Annotated in this window: 19 protein-coding genes; 11 read left to right on the top strand and 8 right to left on the bottom strand. The window is 35.9% G+C overall.

Annotated elements, in window-relative coordinates; genetic code table 11:
- Positions 1 to 3: 3 nt before the first annotated feature.
- From C1Y58_RS09125 to folK, 4 genes are all read left to right on the top strand, one after another.
- Entirely contained in the window at positions 4 to 756 is a 753-nt protein-coding gene (locus C1Y58_RS09125) for an aminotransferase class IV (protein WP_105615705.1), read from the top strand.
- Entirely contained in the window at positions 744 to 1,226 is a 483-nt protein-coding gene (locus C1Y58_RS09120) for an HD domain-containing protein (protein ID WP_105615704.1), read from the top strand. The genes C1Y58_RS09125 and C1Y58_RS09120 overlap by 13 nt, the downstream gene beginning before the upstream one ends.
- Before the next feature lie 309 nt (positions 1,227 to 1,535).
- Positions 1,536 to 2,348 (top strand): dihydropteroate synthase, encoded by an 813-nt coding sequence (folP, locus tag C1Y58_RS09110; protein ID WP_105615702.1) that lies wholly within the window; start codon positions 1,536 to 1,538, stop codon positions 2,346 to 2,348.
- A gap of 14 nt (positions 2,349 to 2,362) precedes the next feature.
- Positions 2,363 to 3,184 carry a 2-amino-4-hydroxy-6-hydroxymethyldihydropteridine diphosphokinase gene (gene folK, locus C1Y58_RS09105; protein WP_105615701.1) on the top strand — a complete coding sequence of 274 codons (822 nt, stop codon included), beginning with the start codon at positions 2,363 to 2,365 and terminating at the stop codon, positions 3,182 to 3,184.
- A 79-nt stretch (positions 3,185 to 3,263) separates the two neighbouring features.
- Here the strand turns inward: folK and hydE are convergent, their stop codons facing one another.
- Positions 3,264 to 4,304, bottom strand: a complete 1,041-nt coding sequence (gene hydE / locus C1Y58_RS09100) for a [FeFe] hydrogenase H-cluster radical SAM maturase HydE (RefSeq protein WP_105615700.1) — start codon at positions 4,302 to 4,304, stop codon at positions 3,264 to 3,266.
- Positions 4,305 to 4,748: 444 nt separating this feature from the next.
- Here hydE and C1Y58_RS09095 point away from each other — a divergent pair, with 444 nt between their 5' ends.
- A complete protein-coding gene (locus C1Y58_RS09095; RefSeq protein ID WP_105615699.1) occupies positions 4,749 to 5,774 on the top strand; it encodes an FUSC family protein in 1,026 nt (341 codons plus the stop codon).
- Between the two features lie 173 nt (positions 5,775 to 5,947).
- Here the strand turns inward: C1Y58_RS09095 and C1Y58_RS09090 are convergent, their stop codons facing one another.
- Positions 5,948 to 6,196, bottom strand: a complete 249-nt coding sequence (locus tag C1Y58_RS09090; RefSeq protein ID WP_105615698.1) for a hypothetical protein — start codon at positions 6,194 to 6,196, stop codon at positions 5,948 to 5,950.
- Between the two features lie 146 nt (positions 6,197 to 6,342).
- On the opposite strand from C1Y58_RS09090, the gene glpK reads away from it, so the two are divergent.
- Complete coding sequence (gene glpK / locus C1Y58_RS09085; RefSeq protein ID WP_105615697.1) at positions 6,343 to 7,830, top strand: glycerol kinase GlpK; 1,488 nt, start codon at positions 6,343 to 6,345, stop codon at positions 7,828 to 7,830.
- A gap of 22 nt (positions 7,831 to 7,852) precedes the next feature.
- Positions 7,853 to 8,623 (top strand): alpha/beta hydrolase, encoded by a 771-nt coding sequence (locus tag C1Y58_RS09080; protein ID WP_105615696.1) that lies wholly within the window; start codon positions 7,853 to 7,855, stop codon positions 8,621 to 8,623.
- 58 nt (positions 8,624 to 8,681) lie between these two features.
- On the opposite strand, the gene C1Y58_RS09075 is transcribed toward C1Y58_RS09080, so the two are convergent.
- Positions 8,682 to 9,359, bottom strand: a complete 678-nt coding sequence (locus tag C1Y58_RS09075; protein ID WP_105615695.1) for a hypothetical protein — start codon at positions 9,357 to 9,359, stop codon at positions 8,682 to 8,684.
- Between the two features lie 268 nt (positions 9,360 to 9,627).
- Here C1Y58_RS09075 and C1Y58_RS09070 point away from each other — a divergent pair, with 268 nt between their 5' ends.
- Positions 9,628 to 10,257 (top strand): TetR/AcrR family transcriptional regulator, encoded by a 630-nt coding sequence (locus tag C1Y58_RS09070; RefSeq protein WP_105615694.1) that lies wholly within the window; start codon positions 9,628 to 9,630, stop codon positions 10,255 to 10,257.
- Between the two features lie 18 nt (positions 10,258 to 10,275).
- On the opposite strand, the gene C1Y58_RS09065 is transcribed toward C1Y58_RS09070, so the two are convergent.
- From C1Y58_RS09065 to C1Y58_RS09045, 5 genes are read right to left on the bottom strand one after another with little or no spacing between them, the layout of a single operon-like run.
- The gene (locus C1Y58_RS09065; RefSeq protein ID WP_105615693.1) at positions 10,276 to 11,235 is read right to left on the bottom strand and encodes an ABC transporter ATP-binding protein; all 960 of its coding nucleotides are present in this window, start codon (positions 11,233 to 11,235) and stop codon (positions 10,276 to 10,278) included.
- Positions 11,228 to 12,247: an ABC transporter ATP-binding protein gene (locus tag C1Y58_RS09060; protein ID WP_105615692.1), complete on the bottom strand. Its 1,020-nt coding sequence runs from the start codon at positions 12,245 to 12,247 to the stop codon at positions 11,228 to 11,230. The genes C1Y58_RS09065 and C1Y58_RS09060 overlap by 8 nt, the downstream gene beginning before the upstream one ends.
- A gap of 20 nt (positions 12,248 to 12,267) precedes the next feature.
- Positions 12,268 to 13,197 (bottom strand): ABC transporter permease, encoded by a 930-nt coding sequence (locus tag C1Y58_RS09055; RefSeq protein WP_105615691.1) that lies wholly within the window; start codon positions 13,195 to 13,197, stop codon positions 12,268 to 12,270.
- Positions 13,187 to 14,194, bottom strand: coding sequence for an ABC transporter permease (locus C1Y58_RS09050; RefSeq protein ID WP_105615690.1), 1,008 nt, complete (start codon positions 14,192 to 14,194; stop codon positions 13,187 to 13,189). The genes C1Y58_RS09055 and C1Y58_RS09050 overlap by 11 nt, the downstream gene beginning before the upstream one ends.
- 54 nt (positions 14,195 to 14,248) lie before the next feature.
- The gene (locus C1Y58_RS09045; protein ID WP_105615689.1) at positions 14,249 to 15,883 is read right to left on the bottom strand and encodes a peptide ABC transporter substrate-binding protein; all 1,635 of its coding nucleotides are present in this window, start codon (positions 15,881 to 15,883) and stop codon (positions 14,249 to 14,251) included.
- A 382-nt stretch (positions 15,884 to 16,265) separates the two neighbouring features.
- Between C1Y58_RS09045 and C1Y58_RS09040 the strand changes: the two genes are divergently transcribed.
- The 3 genes from C1Y58_RS09040 (at position 16,266) to C1Y58_RS09030 (ending at position 18,788) form a co-directional block, all read left to right on the top strand.
- Complete coding sequence (locus C1Y58_RS09040) at positions 16,266 to 16,658, top strand: hypothetical protein (RefSeq protein WP_105615688.1); 393 nt, start codon at positions 16,266 to 16,268, stop codon at positions 16,656 to 16,658.
- Between the two features lie 40 nt (positions 16,659 to 16,698).
- Entirely contained in the window at positions 16,699 to 17,424 is a 726-nt protein-coding gene (locus tag C1Y58_RS09035) for a DUF2161 family putative PD-(D/E)XK-type phosphodiesterase (RefSeq protein ID WP_242985364.1), read from the top strand.
- Positions 17,425 to 17,600: 176 nt separating this feature from the next.
- A complete protein-coding gene (locus C1Y58_RS09030; protein WP_105615686.1) occupies positions 17,601 to 18,788 on the top strand; it encodes a dicarboxylate/amino acid:cation symporter in 1,188 nt (395 codons plus the stop codon).
- Positions 18,789 to 18,809 lie beyond the last annotated feature (21 nt).

Here is an 18,809-nt window from a genome sequence, read left to right as displayed (position 1 = left end):
TTTATGAAGAGTCAAGTTATAAACTGTGACAAAGGTTATATGTTTGGTATAGGGGCTTTTGAAACCATACTCATTACAGACCATGCGGTTTTTTTAGAGTCACATATAAAGAGACTTAATTACACTTTAACTCAATTAGACCTGAATAAAGCTCTTGATATTGATGAGGTGAGGCTTAAAATCAAAGAGATGGGGATAAAGTCTTGTGCTTTAAAAATCATGGTATCGGAAGAAAACACCATATACAACATTAGGAAAATACCATATGTTGAGGAAGACTATTTAAAAGGTTTTAGGTTAACTGTTGCACCAATTAAGCGACATTCAACATCCCCCTTTGTTTACATGAAGACACTTAATTTTGGTGATAATATTGTTGCGAGACAAAAAGCATTGGATAAAGGATTTAATGAATGCCTATTCTTAAATGAACATAACCTAGTAGCAGAAGGTAGTATTAGTAATCTCTTTGCTGTTAAAGGTGAATGTATCTATACACCCCATGCTGATACTGGCTTATTAAAGGGAATTGTTAGACAGTGGGTTATTAACCATTTTAAAGTGAGAGAAGAAAGAATTGATTTAGATTTTCTCAGGTCTTGCGATGGTATGTTTCTAACCAACAGTTTAATGGGTATCATGCCGGTGACGTATTTTGAGAAGGAAATAGGGATACAAGAGAGTATTATTAAAGTAAGGGCACTTTATGAAAAATCTATTAAGATTAAGAGAGGAGAGTATGAATGGAAAAGTTAAATAAAATCTTCATACATCCTCAATATCAGCAGTGGTTAACCAAGATTGAAGAACATGAAAAAGAACGGTTATTTTGTAAGCACGATATGGTTCATTTTTTAAACGTAGCTCGAATTGCCTATATTTTATCATTAGAGATGGGATTAGATATTCCAAAAGAATATATCTATACCGTTGCTTTGTTACATGATATCGGTAAGTATAAACAATATGAAGATGGTACAAAACACAGCATAGTAAGTGCCCACTTAGCAGAAGGGCTTTTAAAGGAAGTGGGCTTTGATTCAGAGGCAATATCAAACATTTTAGAAGCCATAGAAAATCATAATAATCTTAAGCGTATTGATGAAAAGTCACTGGTAGGTATCATATGTAAAGCGGATAAAATGTCAAGAGAGTGCCATAGTTGTGATGTTAATGGTCAATGTTATTGGGATAAGGATTTAAAAAACTTACAAATTAGAGTTTAGTATTATTTTTTGACTGAAATATAAAATTGGTTATCGTACCGAGAATAAGAGTCATAAAAATCGAGAAAACCAGTTGACCTAAGAGAATATTAAGTTGAAGCGCATCCCTTAGTATGGAGTAACCTAGGAAGCTTGTGAAAAGCAAAGCAAAAAATAGGATATAGTCCAGTTTTCTAATCATATGTATTCTCCTTCATAAATGGATGTTATTTATATATTTTACCATATTAGTCATGTTTTCTCAAGTAGAAGGCGTTCAGGAAACATCCGAAAAGCGCCTGATATAATATATACATAGGAGGAAGATTCATGAAAATTGGAAATAAAAAATTTGACTTAGAAAACAATACCTATATTATGGGGATCCTCAATGTAACGCCTGATTCCTTCTCGGATGGTGGGCAATATACGACTATTCAGAACGCTATTAGTCATGCGAAAAAAATGATAGAAGAGGGAGCGGCTATCATTGATATTGGAGGTGAATCTACTCGGCCGGGTCATGAATCAGTTAGTGTACAAGAAGAAATAAATAGGGTTGTACCAGTTATTGAAGAACTTATTCAACATATCGATGTGCCCATATCCATTGATACATCCAAGGCTGCAGTAGCTGAAGCTGCAATTAAAGCGGGGGCAAGCTTAATTAACGATGTCTGGGGTTTTAAAGCTGAACCAGAAATAGCCAGAGTGGCTGCTCAATATAATGTCCCATGTTGCCTTATGCATAATCGAGATAATAAGGATTATCAGCATTTAATTGAAGATATGAAAAAAGACTTAGCAGAATCAATTAGCATCGCATTAGAAGCGGGGGTCAAAAAAGAAAATATTATACTTGATCCTGGAATAGGTTTCGCTAAGACAGTTGAAGATAACTTAGTTGTCATGAACCATCTTGAAGAATTCTTTGATTTAGGCTACCCAGTACTATTAGGTACCTCACGAAAATCTATGATAGGTAAAATCTTAGATTTGCCCGTGGAGCAGCGAGTGGAGGGAACTGTGGCTACCACTGTCATAGGGATTATGAAAGGTTGCAGTATTATACGTGTTCATGATGTTAAAGAAAACTTAAGAGCTGCAGTCATGACTGAAGCTATAATGAAAAGTGATAGGTAGATGGAGTGAATGAGATGGATAAAATATATATAAATGACCTAGAAGTATACGGATATCACGGTGTTTATGATGCTGAGAAAAAACTTGGGCAGCGTTTTCTGATCTCTGTTGAAATTGAGACAGATCTTAGAACGGCGGCGACCCACGATGACTTGGATGCAACTATCAATTATGGTGCTTTATGCCATGAATTAGAGCATGTATTCTTGGAAGAAAAGATTAATCTGATTGAGTCCATAACATTAAAACTTGCAGACTATATATTATTGAATTACGAAGTGGCTAAAGCAGTAAGAGTTAAAATAAAAAAACCATGGGCACCTATTGGGAAACCAGTTGACTATGTGGCAGTTGAAATGGAACGCAAATGGCATAAGGCTTATATAGCCTTTGGCTCTAATATGGGTAATCGTGAAGAAAATATTAATGAGGCCAAAAGGTTGATTGAAGAATCTCAAATAACTAAAATTATCAAGACTTCAACCCTCATCGAAACAGAACCTTGGGGTTACACTAATCAAGATCATTTCTTAAATGGTGTATGGGAAGTAGAGACCTTACTTCAGCCTGGGGAACTTATGACGTTCTTACTTGAGATTGAACATAAATTGAAGAGGGAGCGAGTTATTAAGTGGGGACCTAGAACTCTTGATCTAGATATTCTTTTGTATGATGAGATGGTTTCTAACGATAGCCATATTATTATCCCCCATCCTCGTATGCATCAACGGTTGTTTGTTTTAGAACCTTTAAATGAAATTGCACCCTATGCATTACATCCATTACTTAATAAACGTGTATTTGAACTAAAAGAAGAGTTAGAGTCAATGCAATAGAAGAAGATAAATGAAGTGAAGGTGGTGTTGTACAGCTATAAAGCTGTACAACACCACCTTCATATTTGTTCAAGGATAGTTACTGGTAAGTAACATGATCTCCTCTAGCCATGTCAACCTCAAATCCAGCAGAATTGATTCGTCTTTCAATACACTTTCTACAGTGAGCTGCCTCATCACCTGTACAGATTTTACCATCATATAAAGCATATAATTCGCGTACATCGGTAGGAGATAAATTAGGCATAACCACGTTTCCGCCAGCTTTAAGTCCCTTTTCACGTCCTTTAGGATCAATGGAGCCTAGAGCAGTCGTAGCAGGTAATAATACATCAGGTAATAATAAACGGATGATGGATAAAAGGATACAAGTCATTTCTAAAGTACCACTCTCCTCGTTAGCTAAAGGCGTATCCTTTTGAGGAATAAAAGGTCCAATACCAATCATATGTGGCTTCAATTCCTTTAAAAACATTAAATCATTGACGAAGTCTTCATTGACTTGACCTGGCAAACCTACCATGAAGCCAGCCCCTACTTGGTAACCAATGTCTTTTAAAGTATTTAAGCAGTTAATACGGTTATCATAATCCATTCGAGGGTGAAGGCTTTCATACAAAGAACGGGTATTGGTCTCATGTCTTAACAAATAACGGTCAGCACCTGCTTCATAGAATCGTTGATAGCTTTCACGACTCTTTTCACCAACAGAAATAGTGACAGCGCATTCAGGATATCTTTCTTTAATGGTTTTGATGATATCCACCATTCGATCATCAGTATAGTAAGGATCCTCTCCACCTTGCAGCACATAAGTACGATAGCCTAGTTGATAACCTACTTGACAACACTGTAAAATCTGCTCCTTATCTAAGCGGTAACGCTGAACGTTCTTGTTCTTGCTACGAATACCGCAATATGTGCAGTCATTTTTACAGTAGTTGGTAAATTCGATTAAACCACGCATATATACTTTATTACTATAATGCTGTTGACGAGCATCGTTTGCTTTCATGTGCAGATAGGATTGATCATCTTCTGTTAAATTGTCTAAGAGATAAAGTAATTCATCTCTACTTAAAGAATTGTTTTCATATAGCTTATCAATTAAATTCCTCATTAATATCACTCCAAACTATAGATATGAAAAAAAGTAGCTTTGCTACGTCTTCCATTGGAAGTTTGTATCGTTAGGAAAGCATCTTTGACATCAATTAAGGGTACTTGGTTAATTGATAGTATTATAGGGGCTTTCCTATAAGATGAAAAAAAGCTTTCTATCAAAAGAAAGCCATACGTCGTCTAGCCAAAGTTGCATAGTGAAACCCTGGCTTGCACAAAATATGTATAACTTCCTTTCAGCAAGGCAAAAGAAAACATGCCTAAAGAATAATCTTAACTGTTAGGTGTTAAAATTTAGAAAATGGGAATAACTAAAGAATTAAAACTAAAGCTATTCGTCTATATTTTAACAGTCTAAGCCTAAATAAGCAATACTATATTTTAAATTACTAAAATTTTATGGATACATGAGAGATGAACCAAAGAAAAATGAGGTGGACTAATGAGTAAAACTATTCACATGTTTAAGTTAAAGGCTGAAGCTAATCTTTTTGATGCCAATGCTTATATTGCTAAAACATTCTTTGCAATTGCAACAGCCTATCTTTTGGCTAAGCAATTACCGTTGGTAAGTAAAGATATGATTTCTGTTTTATTTGGTTTAATGTTAACACTGGAGCCTGTTACTTTAACAGGGATTCGGAATGGTATCGAGCAGGTTTATGCCACCTTAATTGGTGCAATTGTGACAGCTATTATCGTTAGTATTTTTGGAATCAATGTCTTAACCATAGCTGTATCTGTATCCTTTACGTTATTTGTTTGTCTGAGGATCAACTGGAAAGCTGTATCACCTGTGGCTATTTTTACATCTATTTATATGACTCAGTATGTTCAACTAAATGAATTAGGAGACCCCAGTATGATGTTAACTTTCAGACTACGAGTTTTAGCTTTAGGACTTGGGGTAGGTGTAGCGATTATTTATAACTTTTTATTCGCTATGATTTCCTATAAGAGAATGAAAAACAAGCGGATATCTTATGTGATTAGTAGGACTGCAATGCATATTGATATAATAAAAGCCTATTGTCGTGATGAAGAGACTATGGTAGAAGAAAAGTCAGACATGGCTCAGACATTTAATGATATTGATTGGTTACATGCCTTACTTGAAGACATGAAATTAGATGATAAGTTATTAAAAGCTATTGGTATAGATCGTCATGGTGATCTAGAGTTACTTCAAAAGATAGCCATGTATTTAAGAGAAATCAATCACTTGACTTATGATATTATTATGGTTATGAAGGGTGATGATTTGACCATGGAGCAAAAAAATCATATGGAAGAAATCACTACGCAGCTTAAATATCTATATAGATATTTTAATAAGGATACGGCTAATCCTGAAGCTTATAAAATGATTTATGATTTAGATGGTCACGATAGAATTACGATAGATATCAATGATATTATAAGAAATTTACGCTATATTTGTGAAACACTCTGTTCGAAAGTAAGCTGATGATCATTGAAAAGCACCATAGAAGATTATAAGGGGGCGCTTTAATCTTCCATGGTGCTTTTGTAGGATAACAAGTTTTCCACTTGCTCTTTTATATCTTATGCATCTGCATTCCTTTTGGTGTAGGAAACAATCATGTATTTGCGTAACAAAAAGTATCATGTAAAATTGGGTCAATACTCTTTTTTCATAACAATATAACGAAAATCATTATTACATATGGGGCAGTAATAGAGATGAGTACAAATTCTATCCGTTTCAGTAGAGTCAGCAGTGACTGAAGGGGGAAGGCTTGGGCTGTAGCTATCATAATAATCAGATAATTTTCCACCATCCCTCATAGGCTGATTACAATTATTACAGTAAAGTAACTTTTTCTCAAGACCATTGCATACAGGACATATAAGTTGATTGGTTTTCATGGACTATGCTTCCTTTCTCGAATATACACTAAAGAACTATTATTATAGTGCGCAATCAGTAAGAATTTATGATAAGTTAATTGCTCATTTGTATCAATTGGTGGTAAAATATAGAATATGGGACATTTTAGTGAGGAGGTTATCTAATGGAAAAAAAGTATATTCTAGCTTTAGACCAAGGTACAACAAGCTGTAGAGCGATTTTATTTAGCAAAACTGGAGAAATTGTTGCTACATCACAAGAAGAATTCACGCAAATATATCCGAAAGCTGGCTGGGTAGAGCATGATGCAAATGAGATTTTGCAAGTACAGAAGAAAGTGATGTTGCAAGTAATAACAGAAAATCATATTGATCCAGTGGACATTGGAGCAATAGGGATAACCAATCAACGTGAAACAGCTATGATTTGGGATAAGCATACAGGAGAACCCATCTATCACGCCATCGTATGGCAATCACGTCAAACAGCTGAGATATGTGAGAAACTTAAAGAAGATGGGCATGAAGAATATATTCATGAAACAACTGGTCTTGTTGTGGATGCTTATTTTTCGGGAACAAAGGTTAAATGGTTATTGGACGGTGTTGAGGGTGCGAGAGAAAGAGCTGAGAGGGGAGAATTATTATTTGGAACAATGGATACTTGGCTAATATGGAATCTGACAAATGGGCAGGTCCATGTGACGGAGTATTCTAATGCCTCTCGAACCATGCTCTTTAATATACATACCCTGCAATGGGACGATAAGTTATTGGAGATACTAGACATACCAAAATCTTTATTACCAGAAGTTAAGGCTTCCAGCCAAGTTTATGGTTATACAGATGTATTAGGGGTGAGCATACCTATTTCTGGAGCAGCAGGGGATCAACAAGCAGCCTTATTCGGGCAAGCATGCTTTGAACCAGGGATGGTGAAAAATACCTATGGAACAGGTTGCTTTATGTTGATGAATACAGGTGAAAAACTTGTACCATCTAAAAATGGGCTCTTAACCACTATTGCTTGGGGATTTGATGGTAAAGTTGAATATGCTCTAGAGGGAAGTATTTTTATTGGAGGTGCAGTTGTTCAGTGGTTACGTGATGAACTAGAACTCATAGAGGATGCCAAAGATTCAGAAGCTTTAGCTCTAGAAGTGGATTCTGCAAATGGCGTTTATGTCGTGCCAGCCTTTGCAGGTCTAGGAGCCCCTTATTGGGATATGTATGCTAGAGGAACGATTGTAGGATTAACAAGGGGCGCTAACAAGAAGCATATAGTTCGGGCAGCTTTAGAGGCAATAGCCTATCAAACAAAAGATGTCATCACAGCTATGGAGGATGATTCAGGTATTAACTTAACCACATTGAAAGTTGATGGAGGTGCTAGTGCAAATGACTTCCTTATGCAATTTCAAAGTGATATCTTAAATGTGCCTGTTGAAAGACCAGATGTCATTGAAACTACAGCCTTAGGGGCTGCATATTTAGCAGGTCTAGCCATCGGTTTTTGGAAAGACAAACAAGATGTAAAGAATGGATGGAATTTAGGAAGAGATTTCAATTCAAGTATGAATAATGATCTCCGAGGAAAGCTCTATAATGGATGGAAAAAAGCTGTAGGTCGTGCGAAATCTTGGGAAGAATAAGATACCAGGAAGGAGATAAGTTATGGCGTTAATTTCATGTAGATTTTTTTCAGATGCATTAGGCTTTCAAAATGAAGTCATGGTGATTTTACCAGAAAAATTTAGTAAGGAGCCTCTTAAGACATTATATTTATTACACGGATATTCTGATGATCATACCCGTTGGCAGCGACAAACAAGTATTGAACGCTATGTGGAAAACTTAAATCTTGCAGTAGTCATGCCAAATGTTCATAGAAGTTATTACACAGATACGCAATATGACTATCATTACTGGCGTTTTATAAGTGATGAATTACCTCAAAAGATGCGACAGTTCTTTCCGTTATCAGAACGCAGAGAGAATAATTTTGTTGCTGGATTATCCATGGGAGGATATGGTGCAGCTAAGCTGGGGCTACGTTGTCCGGATAAATACGCAGCTTTTGCCACCCTATCAGGAGCTTTACATTTAGCTTTATTAGAAGAAGAAAGTGTTCAATTTGATATAGATTTGCAAATTGCCAAAGAATTTAAATGGGTTTTTGGAGAGAAGTTAACAGGGACTGAAAATGATACCATACATTTACTTAAAAAAGTAGCAGGGAGTGATGAAAAACCATTTATTTATCAATGTTGTGGTACTGCCGATTTCCTTTATCCAATGAATGTAGTATTTAGGAACATAGCGGTAAAAGAAGGTTATGACATCACTTATACAGAAGAAGAAGGGGCAGATCATAATTGGACATACTGGGATGCAAAGATAAAGGACGTTTTAGATTGGTTACAAGAAAAGGGTTTAGTTAAGTAATAAAGCACTTAATCATGAGTATAGTCAAAACTGATTAGCTCATGATCAAGTGCTTTTTCTATTCTTTTAGATGGAATACCACCTTATTACCATCTTTATCGGTATAGTGAATATAGGAGACATAAGTTAAGGGACTTACCATGAGGTCTTGCACAGTTACTGCACCCCCGTCATAGTTGAGATGATAACCAAGAGGATCCCAACCAGCTGTAATAACTTCAGTACAATAAAAGCTTTGATTGATTAAATAAAAGATATAATCATATGGTTTCCCTAATGTGGTTTTGGCACCAGCAACGGCTTCATGATAATCTTCTTCGTCTGCTCCAACAACGCGAAGACCAATAACGAAGTCATGCCTTTTAGCCCAATTGTTTACACGATATTTCACAAAATTCTGCCCAGGGGGATCAAGTCCAGTGGTTTCAATGGACTGATTCTCATCCTCAATAACAGCAGCATGACCACCTACATAGAAACCAACTATTGGTGTGACGGCTTCATAGATTATATTAATATCACCATATGAACCTACCCAATCTTCTCCTTCTTGATAAATAGGTTTATCTTGGATCATATAATCTTCACCAGCATCTACTAAGCCAGTTTCTTGATTGGCTTCAGATATAAAACCTATAATTTGATGAAAAATGACGTTCCATTCTAATAGGACATGCATATTAACGAAACTAAGCATATATAAAAATATGAAAATAACTTTAATAAATTTTTTCATATACATCAACCTTTAAAATGATATTTATAAACTCTATTTTAATTTTATAGGACTTTGAGTAGAAAGACAAGTGAATTAATTGTGAACAAAAACTTACGACTCTCTAGGATGCCTATCAGTTTTCGATTTCATAAACTGCATATAATCACGATAATTGAGTTTAATTGCTCATAAAAAACCATGTTAGGCTTAAGATTATTATGTGCTATAATAGAAGGAGAGGGGTATAGACGAGGAAAACTTAATAGGTATATAAAGGGGGGAGAGGATGATTGAAAAAATGAACATGTCAAAAGTAGAACAGAAAAAACAATTGAAGGAAAAACGATTATTGACTGCAGCTTTCGACTTATTTTCTTCTAAAGGTGTTAATGATACATCCATAAGTGATATTGTTACTCATGCAGGTATAGCTAAGGGAACCTTCTATCTTTATTTTAAGGACAAGTATCAATTATTAGATATTATCGTACAAGAAAAGACAGATGAGTTATTAATTGATGCTATGAAGTCTGCTAATGAAAAGCAATTTGAAAATGCTATCGATCAAGTAGTTCATATGGGTGATTACATTATGGATTATCTAGATCAAAATAAAAAAATGCTAAAAATTATTTATAAAGATTTGTCTTGGGGTGTCTTTTCTCGAACTAGGGAATATGACGATAAAAATTATGATAGGCTAAAACCTATTCAGGATAAGTTTATTGATAATATCGTGGCTTTAGGAAAAAAAAGAGATGATGCAGAAAAAGAACTCTATTTGATATTAGAGCTTATTGGTGGCATTATGTATAATGCTATTGTACATGAAAAACCTTATACCTTAAAAGAAATTAGAAGCAGCCTAATAGTAATGGTTAGAAGGATGATAAAAAAAATCAAGACTCCCACTTAGAAGCGGGAGTCTTATTAGTTAATTAAAGAGATGACAAGCTACATAGTGGTTCTCTTTAATTTCTTTCCACTGTGGCTTAGCTTGATAACAAATATCCTTTGCTTTTTTGCAACGACTACAGAAAGGACAAATTGGTGGAGGATCAATAGGACTGGGGACCTCACCTTCAACTTCAATTCGCTTTCTTGTTGGTTCAACAGTTGGATCTGGGATGGGGACGGCTGATAGTAGTGCTTGTGTATAGGGATGAAGCGGCTCCCTATGCAATGTATCACTATCTGCAAGTTCAACCATATTACCTAAGTACATGACTAAAATACGATCAGATATATAGCGGACCATTGATAAGTCATGAGCGATGAATAAATAGGTTAATCCCATTTTTTCTTGCAGTTCTTTCATAAGATTCACAACTTGGGCTTGGATAGATACATCTAAGGCAGATATAGGTTCGTCACAAACAATGAACCTTGGTTCAACTGCCAGAGCACGTGCAATTCCTATTCTTTGCCTTTGACCACCACTGAATTCATGGGGGAAGCGTCCCATGTGTTCAGCATTTAGTCCTACAAGCTCCAATAATTCTTGAATTCTACTTTGCCTCTCTTTGCCTGATGCCAATTTATGAACATCGATGGGTTCGCCGATGATATCTTCAACAGTCATACGAGGATTGAGAGATGCATAAGGGTCTTGAAATATAATCTGCATTTGTCGTCTGATATCTTTCATTTTACTTTTAGGTAGGTTGTAGATATCCATATTATTAAATATGACAGATCCATCTGTTGCTTCATAGAGTTTTAAAATGGTTCTACCAGCTGTTGATTTACCACAGCCGCTTTCACCAACGAGACCTAAGGTTTCACCTTCATAGATATCGAAGGTTAAGCCATCTACTGCTTTGAGCTGTTGATGATTAATTAAGAAATACTTTTTTAGATTATTAACCTGTAATAAAGCTTTCTGATCACTCATTTAGTGGGCACCTCCTTAGGCGACAAGCAGCTGTTTCGGCCATAGGATGATTGAGCCAACATGTTGAGCATAGGCTGTTTTTAGTTGGTTCCTTTAGAGGTTGATGATCTTTACATATTTTCATGGCAGAATCACAACGTGGATAGAAAGCACATCCCTTTGGGGGATTGAATAGATCTGGTGGAGATCCAATAATCGGTTGTAAACTTTCATTTCTATCCATATCCATACGAGGGACTGACTTAAGTAAACCTTTTGTATAGGGATGCTGGGGATGCTGAAAAATATCTTTAGCATTACCTTGTTCAACAACTTGCCCTGCGTACATGACGATAACACGGGTACACATCTTAGCGATGACACCAAGGTCATGGGTTATTAGAATAATGGAAGTATCAGTTTGTTTTTGCAAATCCATTAATAGCTCAAGAATCTGTGCTTGAATGGTTACATCTAATGCTGTCGTCGGTTCATCAGCTATAAGTAACTTTGGACGACATGCTAGAGCTAAGGCGATCATTGCACGCTGCCTCATACCACCAGAGAACTCATGAGGATATTGTTTGACCCGTTTCTGGGGTTCTGATACAGCAACCATTTCTAGCATTTTTTCTGCCCGTAAGTAGGCATCTTTTTTGCTGATGTGCTGGTGTTCCATAAGTACCTCAGTAATTTGTGCACCAATCTTTTGTGTCGGATTTAATGAGGTCATAGGATCTTGGAAGACCATACTGATATCGTTACCACGAACATCTTGCATTTTCTTATCTTTAAGGGCTAATAAATCTTTTCCATTGAATAGAATGGAGCCTTGTTTATATCTAGCAGGAGGAACCTCCAGGAGTTGCATAATGGATTGGGCTGTCACACTCTTTCCGCATCCAGATTCACCAACAATTCCTAAAGTCTCGCCTTTGTACACTTCAAAGTTTACGCCACGAACTGCTTGAACTTCACCAGCATAAGTATCAAAGGAAACATGTAAATCTTTTACTTCTAGTAGTTTTTCCATAGAGATAGCCGGCCTCCTTTCTATTTTCGTAATTTGGGGTCAAGGGCATCTCGAAGCCCATCACCTAAAACATTGAAGCCGAACATGGTTAAAGAGATTAAGAATGCAGGTATAAAAAGTTGGTAGGTAGTACCTGTAAACAAACTTTGTAGAGCATCATTTGCCATAGACCCCCAACTTGCCATTGGTGCCTGCACACCTAAACCTAAGAAACTCAGTGTTGCTTCAGCAAAGATGGCAGTAGGTATAGTCAATGTTACATTAACCAGTATTGGTCCCATTGTATTAGGAATAAGGTGTTTCCTTAGAATCCATTTTGTATCAGCGCCGACTGCTTCGGCAGCATGAACAAATTCTTGTTCTTTAAGCTGCAAGACTTGCCCGCGGACTAAACGAGCCATTCTCAGCCACCCAGTAATGGTCATAGCTAAAATGATTGGGAATAAACCAGGGTCCATGATGACCATGAGTAAAATAACCATTAGTAGATGAGGAATGCTATAGAGTACTTCAGCAAAACGCATCATGATTTCATCCACTTTACCACCTTTTAGACCAGATATGCCTCCGTAGATAGCACCAATAATGAAATCGATGATTGTAGCCATAAAACCAATGAACAAGGAAATTCTTGCTCCATACCACGCTCTCGTCCATAGATCTCTTCCGAGAGTATCCGTTCCAAACCAATGAACACTGTCAGGCCATTGATTTCTTATATTGAAGTCCTGTTCATAGTAAGAAAAGCGATTCATATAAGGACCAAGAAAAGCCAAAAAGATTAAAATGGATATGATGATTAATCCAAACATAGCCAATTTATTTTCCTTTAACCTTCTCCAAACATCTTTCCAGTACGTAACGCTTGGTCTGGTTATTTTTTCTGCATCCGTGTAATTATCACTGACGGATTCAAACATGTCAGGAGTAACTTTAATATCAGCTTTCATTTTTTGCACCTCCCATGTTCTGACATACATGGTTTTGTGTAATAAGTGCTTCAGAGTAAGCTGTTTTTTTCTTTGTACCACTTTTTATCTTGATGCGTGGATCTATTAAAATGTATAGCATATCTACAATAAAGTTCATTGATATTAAGATAATGCTATAGAAGATAGTTGTTCCTAAAATAACAGAGTAGTCTCTATTTTGTATAGACTGAACAAAATATTTTCCCATACCAGGGATTCCAAAGATTCTCTCGATAATAAAGCTACCTACTATAAGATTAGCTGCAGAAATGCCTAGAACTGTTACAACTGGCAGAATCGCATTTCTGAAGGCGTGCTTAAAAAGGACTTTAACTGGAGATAATCCTTTTGCTTTGGCAGTCTTGATATAATCTTGACCAAGGACCTCTAACATACTAGACCGCATCATTCGTGCAACATAGGCTAATGTAAACATACCTAGTGCAACAGTTGGAAGGATAGTATGTTTAACTGATTTCCACCCAGAAGGAGGTAGCAAATCTAATCGAACAGCAAAGACATCGATGAGTACTGTAGCTAATATGAAGCCAGGTACCGATATACCAATGATGGCTATGATCATGCATAAATAGTCCGGTAATCGATTTCTCCTTGTAGCGGCAATTATACCTAGAATAATCCCCAGAATAGATGACATAATCAAAGCTTGTAAACCAAGATGAGCAGAGGTTGGAAAATTATCGCGAATATAATCATTAACGGTTCGGGATTTATGTTTCATAGATGGACCTAAGTCTAATTTTGCTAGATTTTTAAGATAAATAAAGTACTGCTCATGCAATGGCTTATCTAAATTATAATGTCGTCTTAGATTTTCAAGAATTGCAGGAGGGGTTTTCCCTTCTTTAGCAAAGGGATCTCCAGGTATAGCATGCATTATCAAAAAGGTAATAGTTATAACGACCCATAAAGTAAGAAAGGCTAGTCCTAAACGCTTAAGGATATATCTTAGCACATTGATCATCCTCCTTTTCTAAGAGATATGCCCCATTAAATGGGGCATATTAGTCTATTCTTCTACATCCTCAATATCTGCATAAATCAAACAAACCTCTCTATTTATGACCTTAAAGGTATCTTTAACGTATGGTTTTTCGCAACGAGGTCTTGTATAGTAATAAATTGGCATGATGGGGAGCTCCTCCATCAAAATTGCCTCAGCTTCATGTAAGTATTCCATACGTTTATTAGCATCGAATTCATTACCAGCCATCTCAATAAACTTATCGAACTCGTCATTTGTCCAACCAGTATCATTTTGCGTACTCCATGAAGTAAACATATCAAGGAAAGTGTTGGGATCAACATAGTCGCCAATCCAACCAGCACGGGCTACTTCATAGTCCAAAGCATGTTCTCTTTCTATTTTTACCCTGAATTCGGTGTTTTCAAGGGTTATTTCAACACCTAATTGTCGCCACATCTCTTGAATTGCCTCTGCAATTTTTTGATGGGATTCTTGTGTGTTGTAGAGTAGAGTAAAGTTAAGACTATCCATGCCCTCTTCAGCTAAACCTTCAGCTAAGAGTTTTTTAGCTTCTTCCAGATCCTCGCTGAAATAATCCCCACCAATTTCACGAAAATCCCCGTTCCCGTCTGGGATCTCAAATGGAACAATACCAAAGGCTGGGATTTGCCCTCCTTGAGCAACCTCTTCTACGATAATTTCACGGTCAATTGCCATTGATAAAGCTTTGCGAACTTTCATATTATTAAATGGCTGGAGTGTTGTATTGAAGCGATAGAAGTAGGTAGCGAGATCCCCTGCTATGATGAGTTCTGGATTGTTTTCAGCTCTAAGGGTTCCTAACACATCTGGTGGAAGATTATTGTTAATGTCAAGTTCACCACTTTGATACATCTGCCACTCAGTATTTTGATCTTCTAGAATAGTAAATTCAATACCATCTAACTTAATTTTGTCCTTATTATAGTATTTCTTATTTTTTGAAGTAACTACGCTTTCGTCATGGTTCCATTCAACAATTTCAAAAGGACCATTGGAAATGTGGGTACTGCCATCATTAGCCCAATCTGGATTTTCTTCTTGAACTGATTTAGGTATAGGGTAATAGGTATAGAATCCACACAATTCAAGGAAGAATGGTGTTGGTTGAGCAAGGTTAACTTCTAAGGTTCTTTCATCTAGAGCTCTAACACCAACAGCATCTTCAAGTTTTTTAAGCTCTTCTTCAGAACCTTTTTCTAGATCATAAGTGTTAAATTCGGTAGCACCTACCATGTAATAGAGTTGATAGGAATAGTCAGAAGCTGTTAATGGGTTAAGTGCATGCTTCCAAGCATATTCAAAGTCTTCTGCTGTTACAGAATCTCCATTTGACCATTTAGCATCTTTACGAATCGTGAAGGTGTAAGTCAGCTTATCTTCACTTACCGCATAGGATTCTGCAACACCTTCTACCAGATTACCATTTTCATCTCTTCGCATGAGACCTTCAAAGATATGGTCTAGAATAATAGATTCATGTGTTCCTTGAGCTAAACTGGGGTGTAAAGAACCTGGTTCACCACCTGATACAATCCGTAGTACTTTGTTTCCGCCAGACGTCGTATCTGAGAAACATCCAGTAAATAATGATAATACAAGCAATACACTTATTAAAGCTAGCATTTTCCTTTTCATTTTAAATCCCCCTTCTTAAATTTTTTTTAAATGCTAGGAAAATAGAATAGTGTAACTAAGATGTAATAAATGTTACATACCTAAACCTACTTTGTTTATATATTAATAGATTCAGGTAAATTTATAGGAATGAGTAAACTCATTCTTACCTCTATATTACACGTGTGCGCTATTAAAAGTGCTTGTCACAGAAGGGCTTTTTTAGCCATCCTTATATAATATATTCTCGAGCTAAGGATCTAATACCAAAAAAATTAGATCTGAATGTAATATTTATTACATTTCGATCCTTAATAAGCCCTATTTTATTTACAAAAGCTTTTCCCTTCGATATAATAACAAATAGATAGATAAAAGTATTAAAGAGGAGTGGAATTACATCGTGGAAATTACAAAATACAAGTTTTTTGTAAGCGACTTAAAGAAAATAGTACATATTCAAACATTTGGTTTTTGGTTCAAAGAAGATGCTTATCAATTCTTTGATGAGTTTGAGGAGTATAATCGAAGATTTTGTGGTAAAGGATATATGGTCATCATGGATCCTATAGGGCTTAAATCAGAAAATCAAGACATTTTCCCAGAGATGGAGCATTCTTTAGTGCTGCTAGCAGAAAGTGGGTTTAGCCAGAAATATGTATTATTACCTGAGCAACATATGACAGCATGGATTCAGTGTAATCGCATATTGCAACAAGCTGTAGAAAAATATGATTCTTTGAAGTGTCTCAATGTAGTAAAACGGCATGAAATTACAAATATTTTGCTAGCATAAAAAGAGATTATTATTTAAAATATGAAAGTAGTTGATCACATTGTTAGAAAAGGACCTGTATCAGCCTATAAAGGACTACTTTATCAAAAATGGATATCTAGTTAGAGGTGAGGTAGAAGATTGTGATGTGATAGCTGTAAAAGATGAAGTCATTACAGTTGTTGAGCTCAAAAAAAACTTAACAGTAAAACTGCTAACTCAAGCTGTTAAACGTCAGAAGATAGGTGATCAAGTTTATATGGCTATTCCAAAGCCTAAGGGATTTAGGTATAGTCGAAGTTGGAATGATACAGTGCATCTCATTCGACGCCTTGAATTAGGTTTATTGTTTGTATCTTTTAAGGGTGAGGAAAAACATGTAGAAGTTGTTATTGAACCTAAAGTGTTTAATCGAAAGAGAAGCCAGGTTATGAATAAAAAAAGAAGAGCAAGGCTTATAAATGAAGTAAAAGAGCGTCATGAAGATTTTAATATTGGTGGCACGACAGGCGTTAAGTTAGTAACAGCCTATAAAGAAAAAGCCATACATATTGCTTGTTGTTTAAACAGGTTTGAGACATTAACGACTAAAGAATTAAGGGAGTTGGGAACGGATCAAGCTAAAACCACCAGAATTCTTTATAATAATCATTATAGTTGGTTTGAGAAAGTCGGCAGAGGAGTCTATCAGCTATCAGAAACAGGCAAGAAAGAACTGAAAGATTATGCAACTATAGCAAAGTACTACAATCAAATAATCGATGAAGCAATAAAAAGCTCTCCATAATACTGGAGGGCTTTTTTCATGAAGCAAACTTCATGAAGAAGACGTAGTAGAGCAGGTAATTTTTTGCAAGAGATAATAAAAAACTTGCATTATGTATTTTTTTATGATAATATTGAAAACACCTAAAACAAAAGACATATGTTTTTCACACAAGGACAATATAGGAGGGTGTTTTTATGAAAAAGAAAATAGGTTTATTACCTAAACTGATCATAGGTATCATTGTAGGTATAATTATTGGGTTGGTATGTTCCCAATTAGATAATTACGTTTTAATAAAAGTGATGAATACTTTTGCAGCGACATTCGGTAATTTCTTAAAGTTTATGGTACCTATAGTTATTCTAGGTTTCGTTATACCTGGAATAGCTCACTTAGGAGACTCAGCTGGAAAACTTCTAGGTATCACAGCTGGGATAGCCTATGTATCAGCCATAACGGCAGGATTCATAGCTTATGCATTAGGAATTGCTATATTACCATCTTTTATTTCAGCCGGAGCTATAGCTCAGGGGGGAGAAATTGATTTATCACCATATTTTGAAATTGGCATGGCACCAGTGATGGGTGTTATGACAGCTTTAGTTTTAGCTTTTATTTTAGGAATTGGTATTGCTAGAAATAAAGCTGAAGCCTTAAATGACGTTATCAATGACTTTCAAAAAATAGTTGCTGGTGTTGTTAGGGTTATATTGATTCCTTTCATACCTTTTTATATAGCAACGATTTTCGCAAAATTAACAGCTACAGGCGAGATTTTTTCAACAATGAGTTCATTTGCTATTGTTTTTGTACTTATTTTAGGGCTTCAACTAAGTTATATTATTATTCAATATTTAATATCTTTTCTGGTTACTAAAAAGAATCCTGTGAAGTCTATTAAAAATATGTTGCCAGCCTATTTTACAGCATTAGGAACACAATCTTCTGCTGCAACTATTCCTGTTACCATTCAGTGTGCATCTAAAAATGAAGTATCAGAAGATATTGTTGATTTTGTTATTCCATTAGGGGCAACAATTCATTTAGCCGGTGACACTATTACGTTAGTATTGGCTGCTATGGGAGTCATGATGATAGGTGGAGAAATGCCTACTTTACAACAAATGATACCATATATTTTCATGCTTGGTATAACCATGGTTGCTGCACCAGGAATACCAGGTGGTGGAGTTGTAGCAGCATTGGGGCTCATGGAAAAAATGCTTTTCTTTGGTCCAGAGCAACAAGCATTAATGATTGCTTTACACTTTGCACAAGATAGTTTTGGTACAGCTACCAATGTTACTGGTGATGGTGCTATCGCTATTGTAGTCGATAAGATTGCAAGTTGGACGAAGAAAGAAAAAGCTAAAAAAGCATAGAAAAAAGAGTATAAAAATAGG

The organism is Vallitalea okinawensis (assembly GCF_002964605.1).
GTDB classification, from domain to species: Bacteria; Bacillota; Clostridia; order Lachnospirales; family PQDH01; genus Vallitalea_A; species Vallitalea_A okinawensis.
This window is presented reverse-complemented; position numbering and strand designations above follow the sequence as displayed.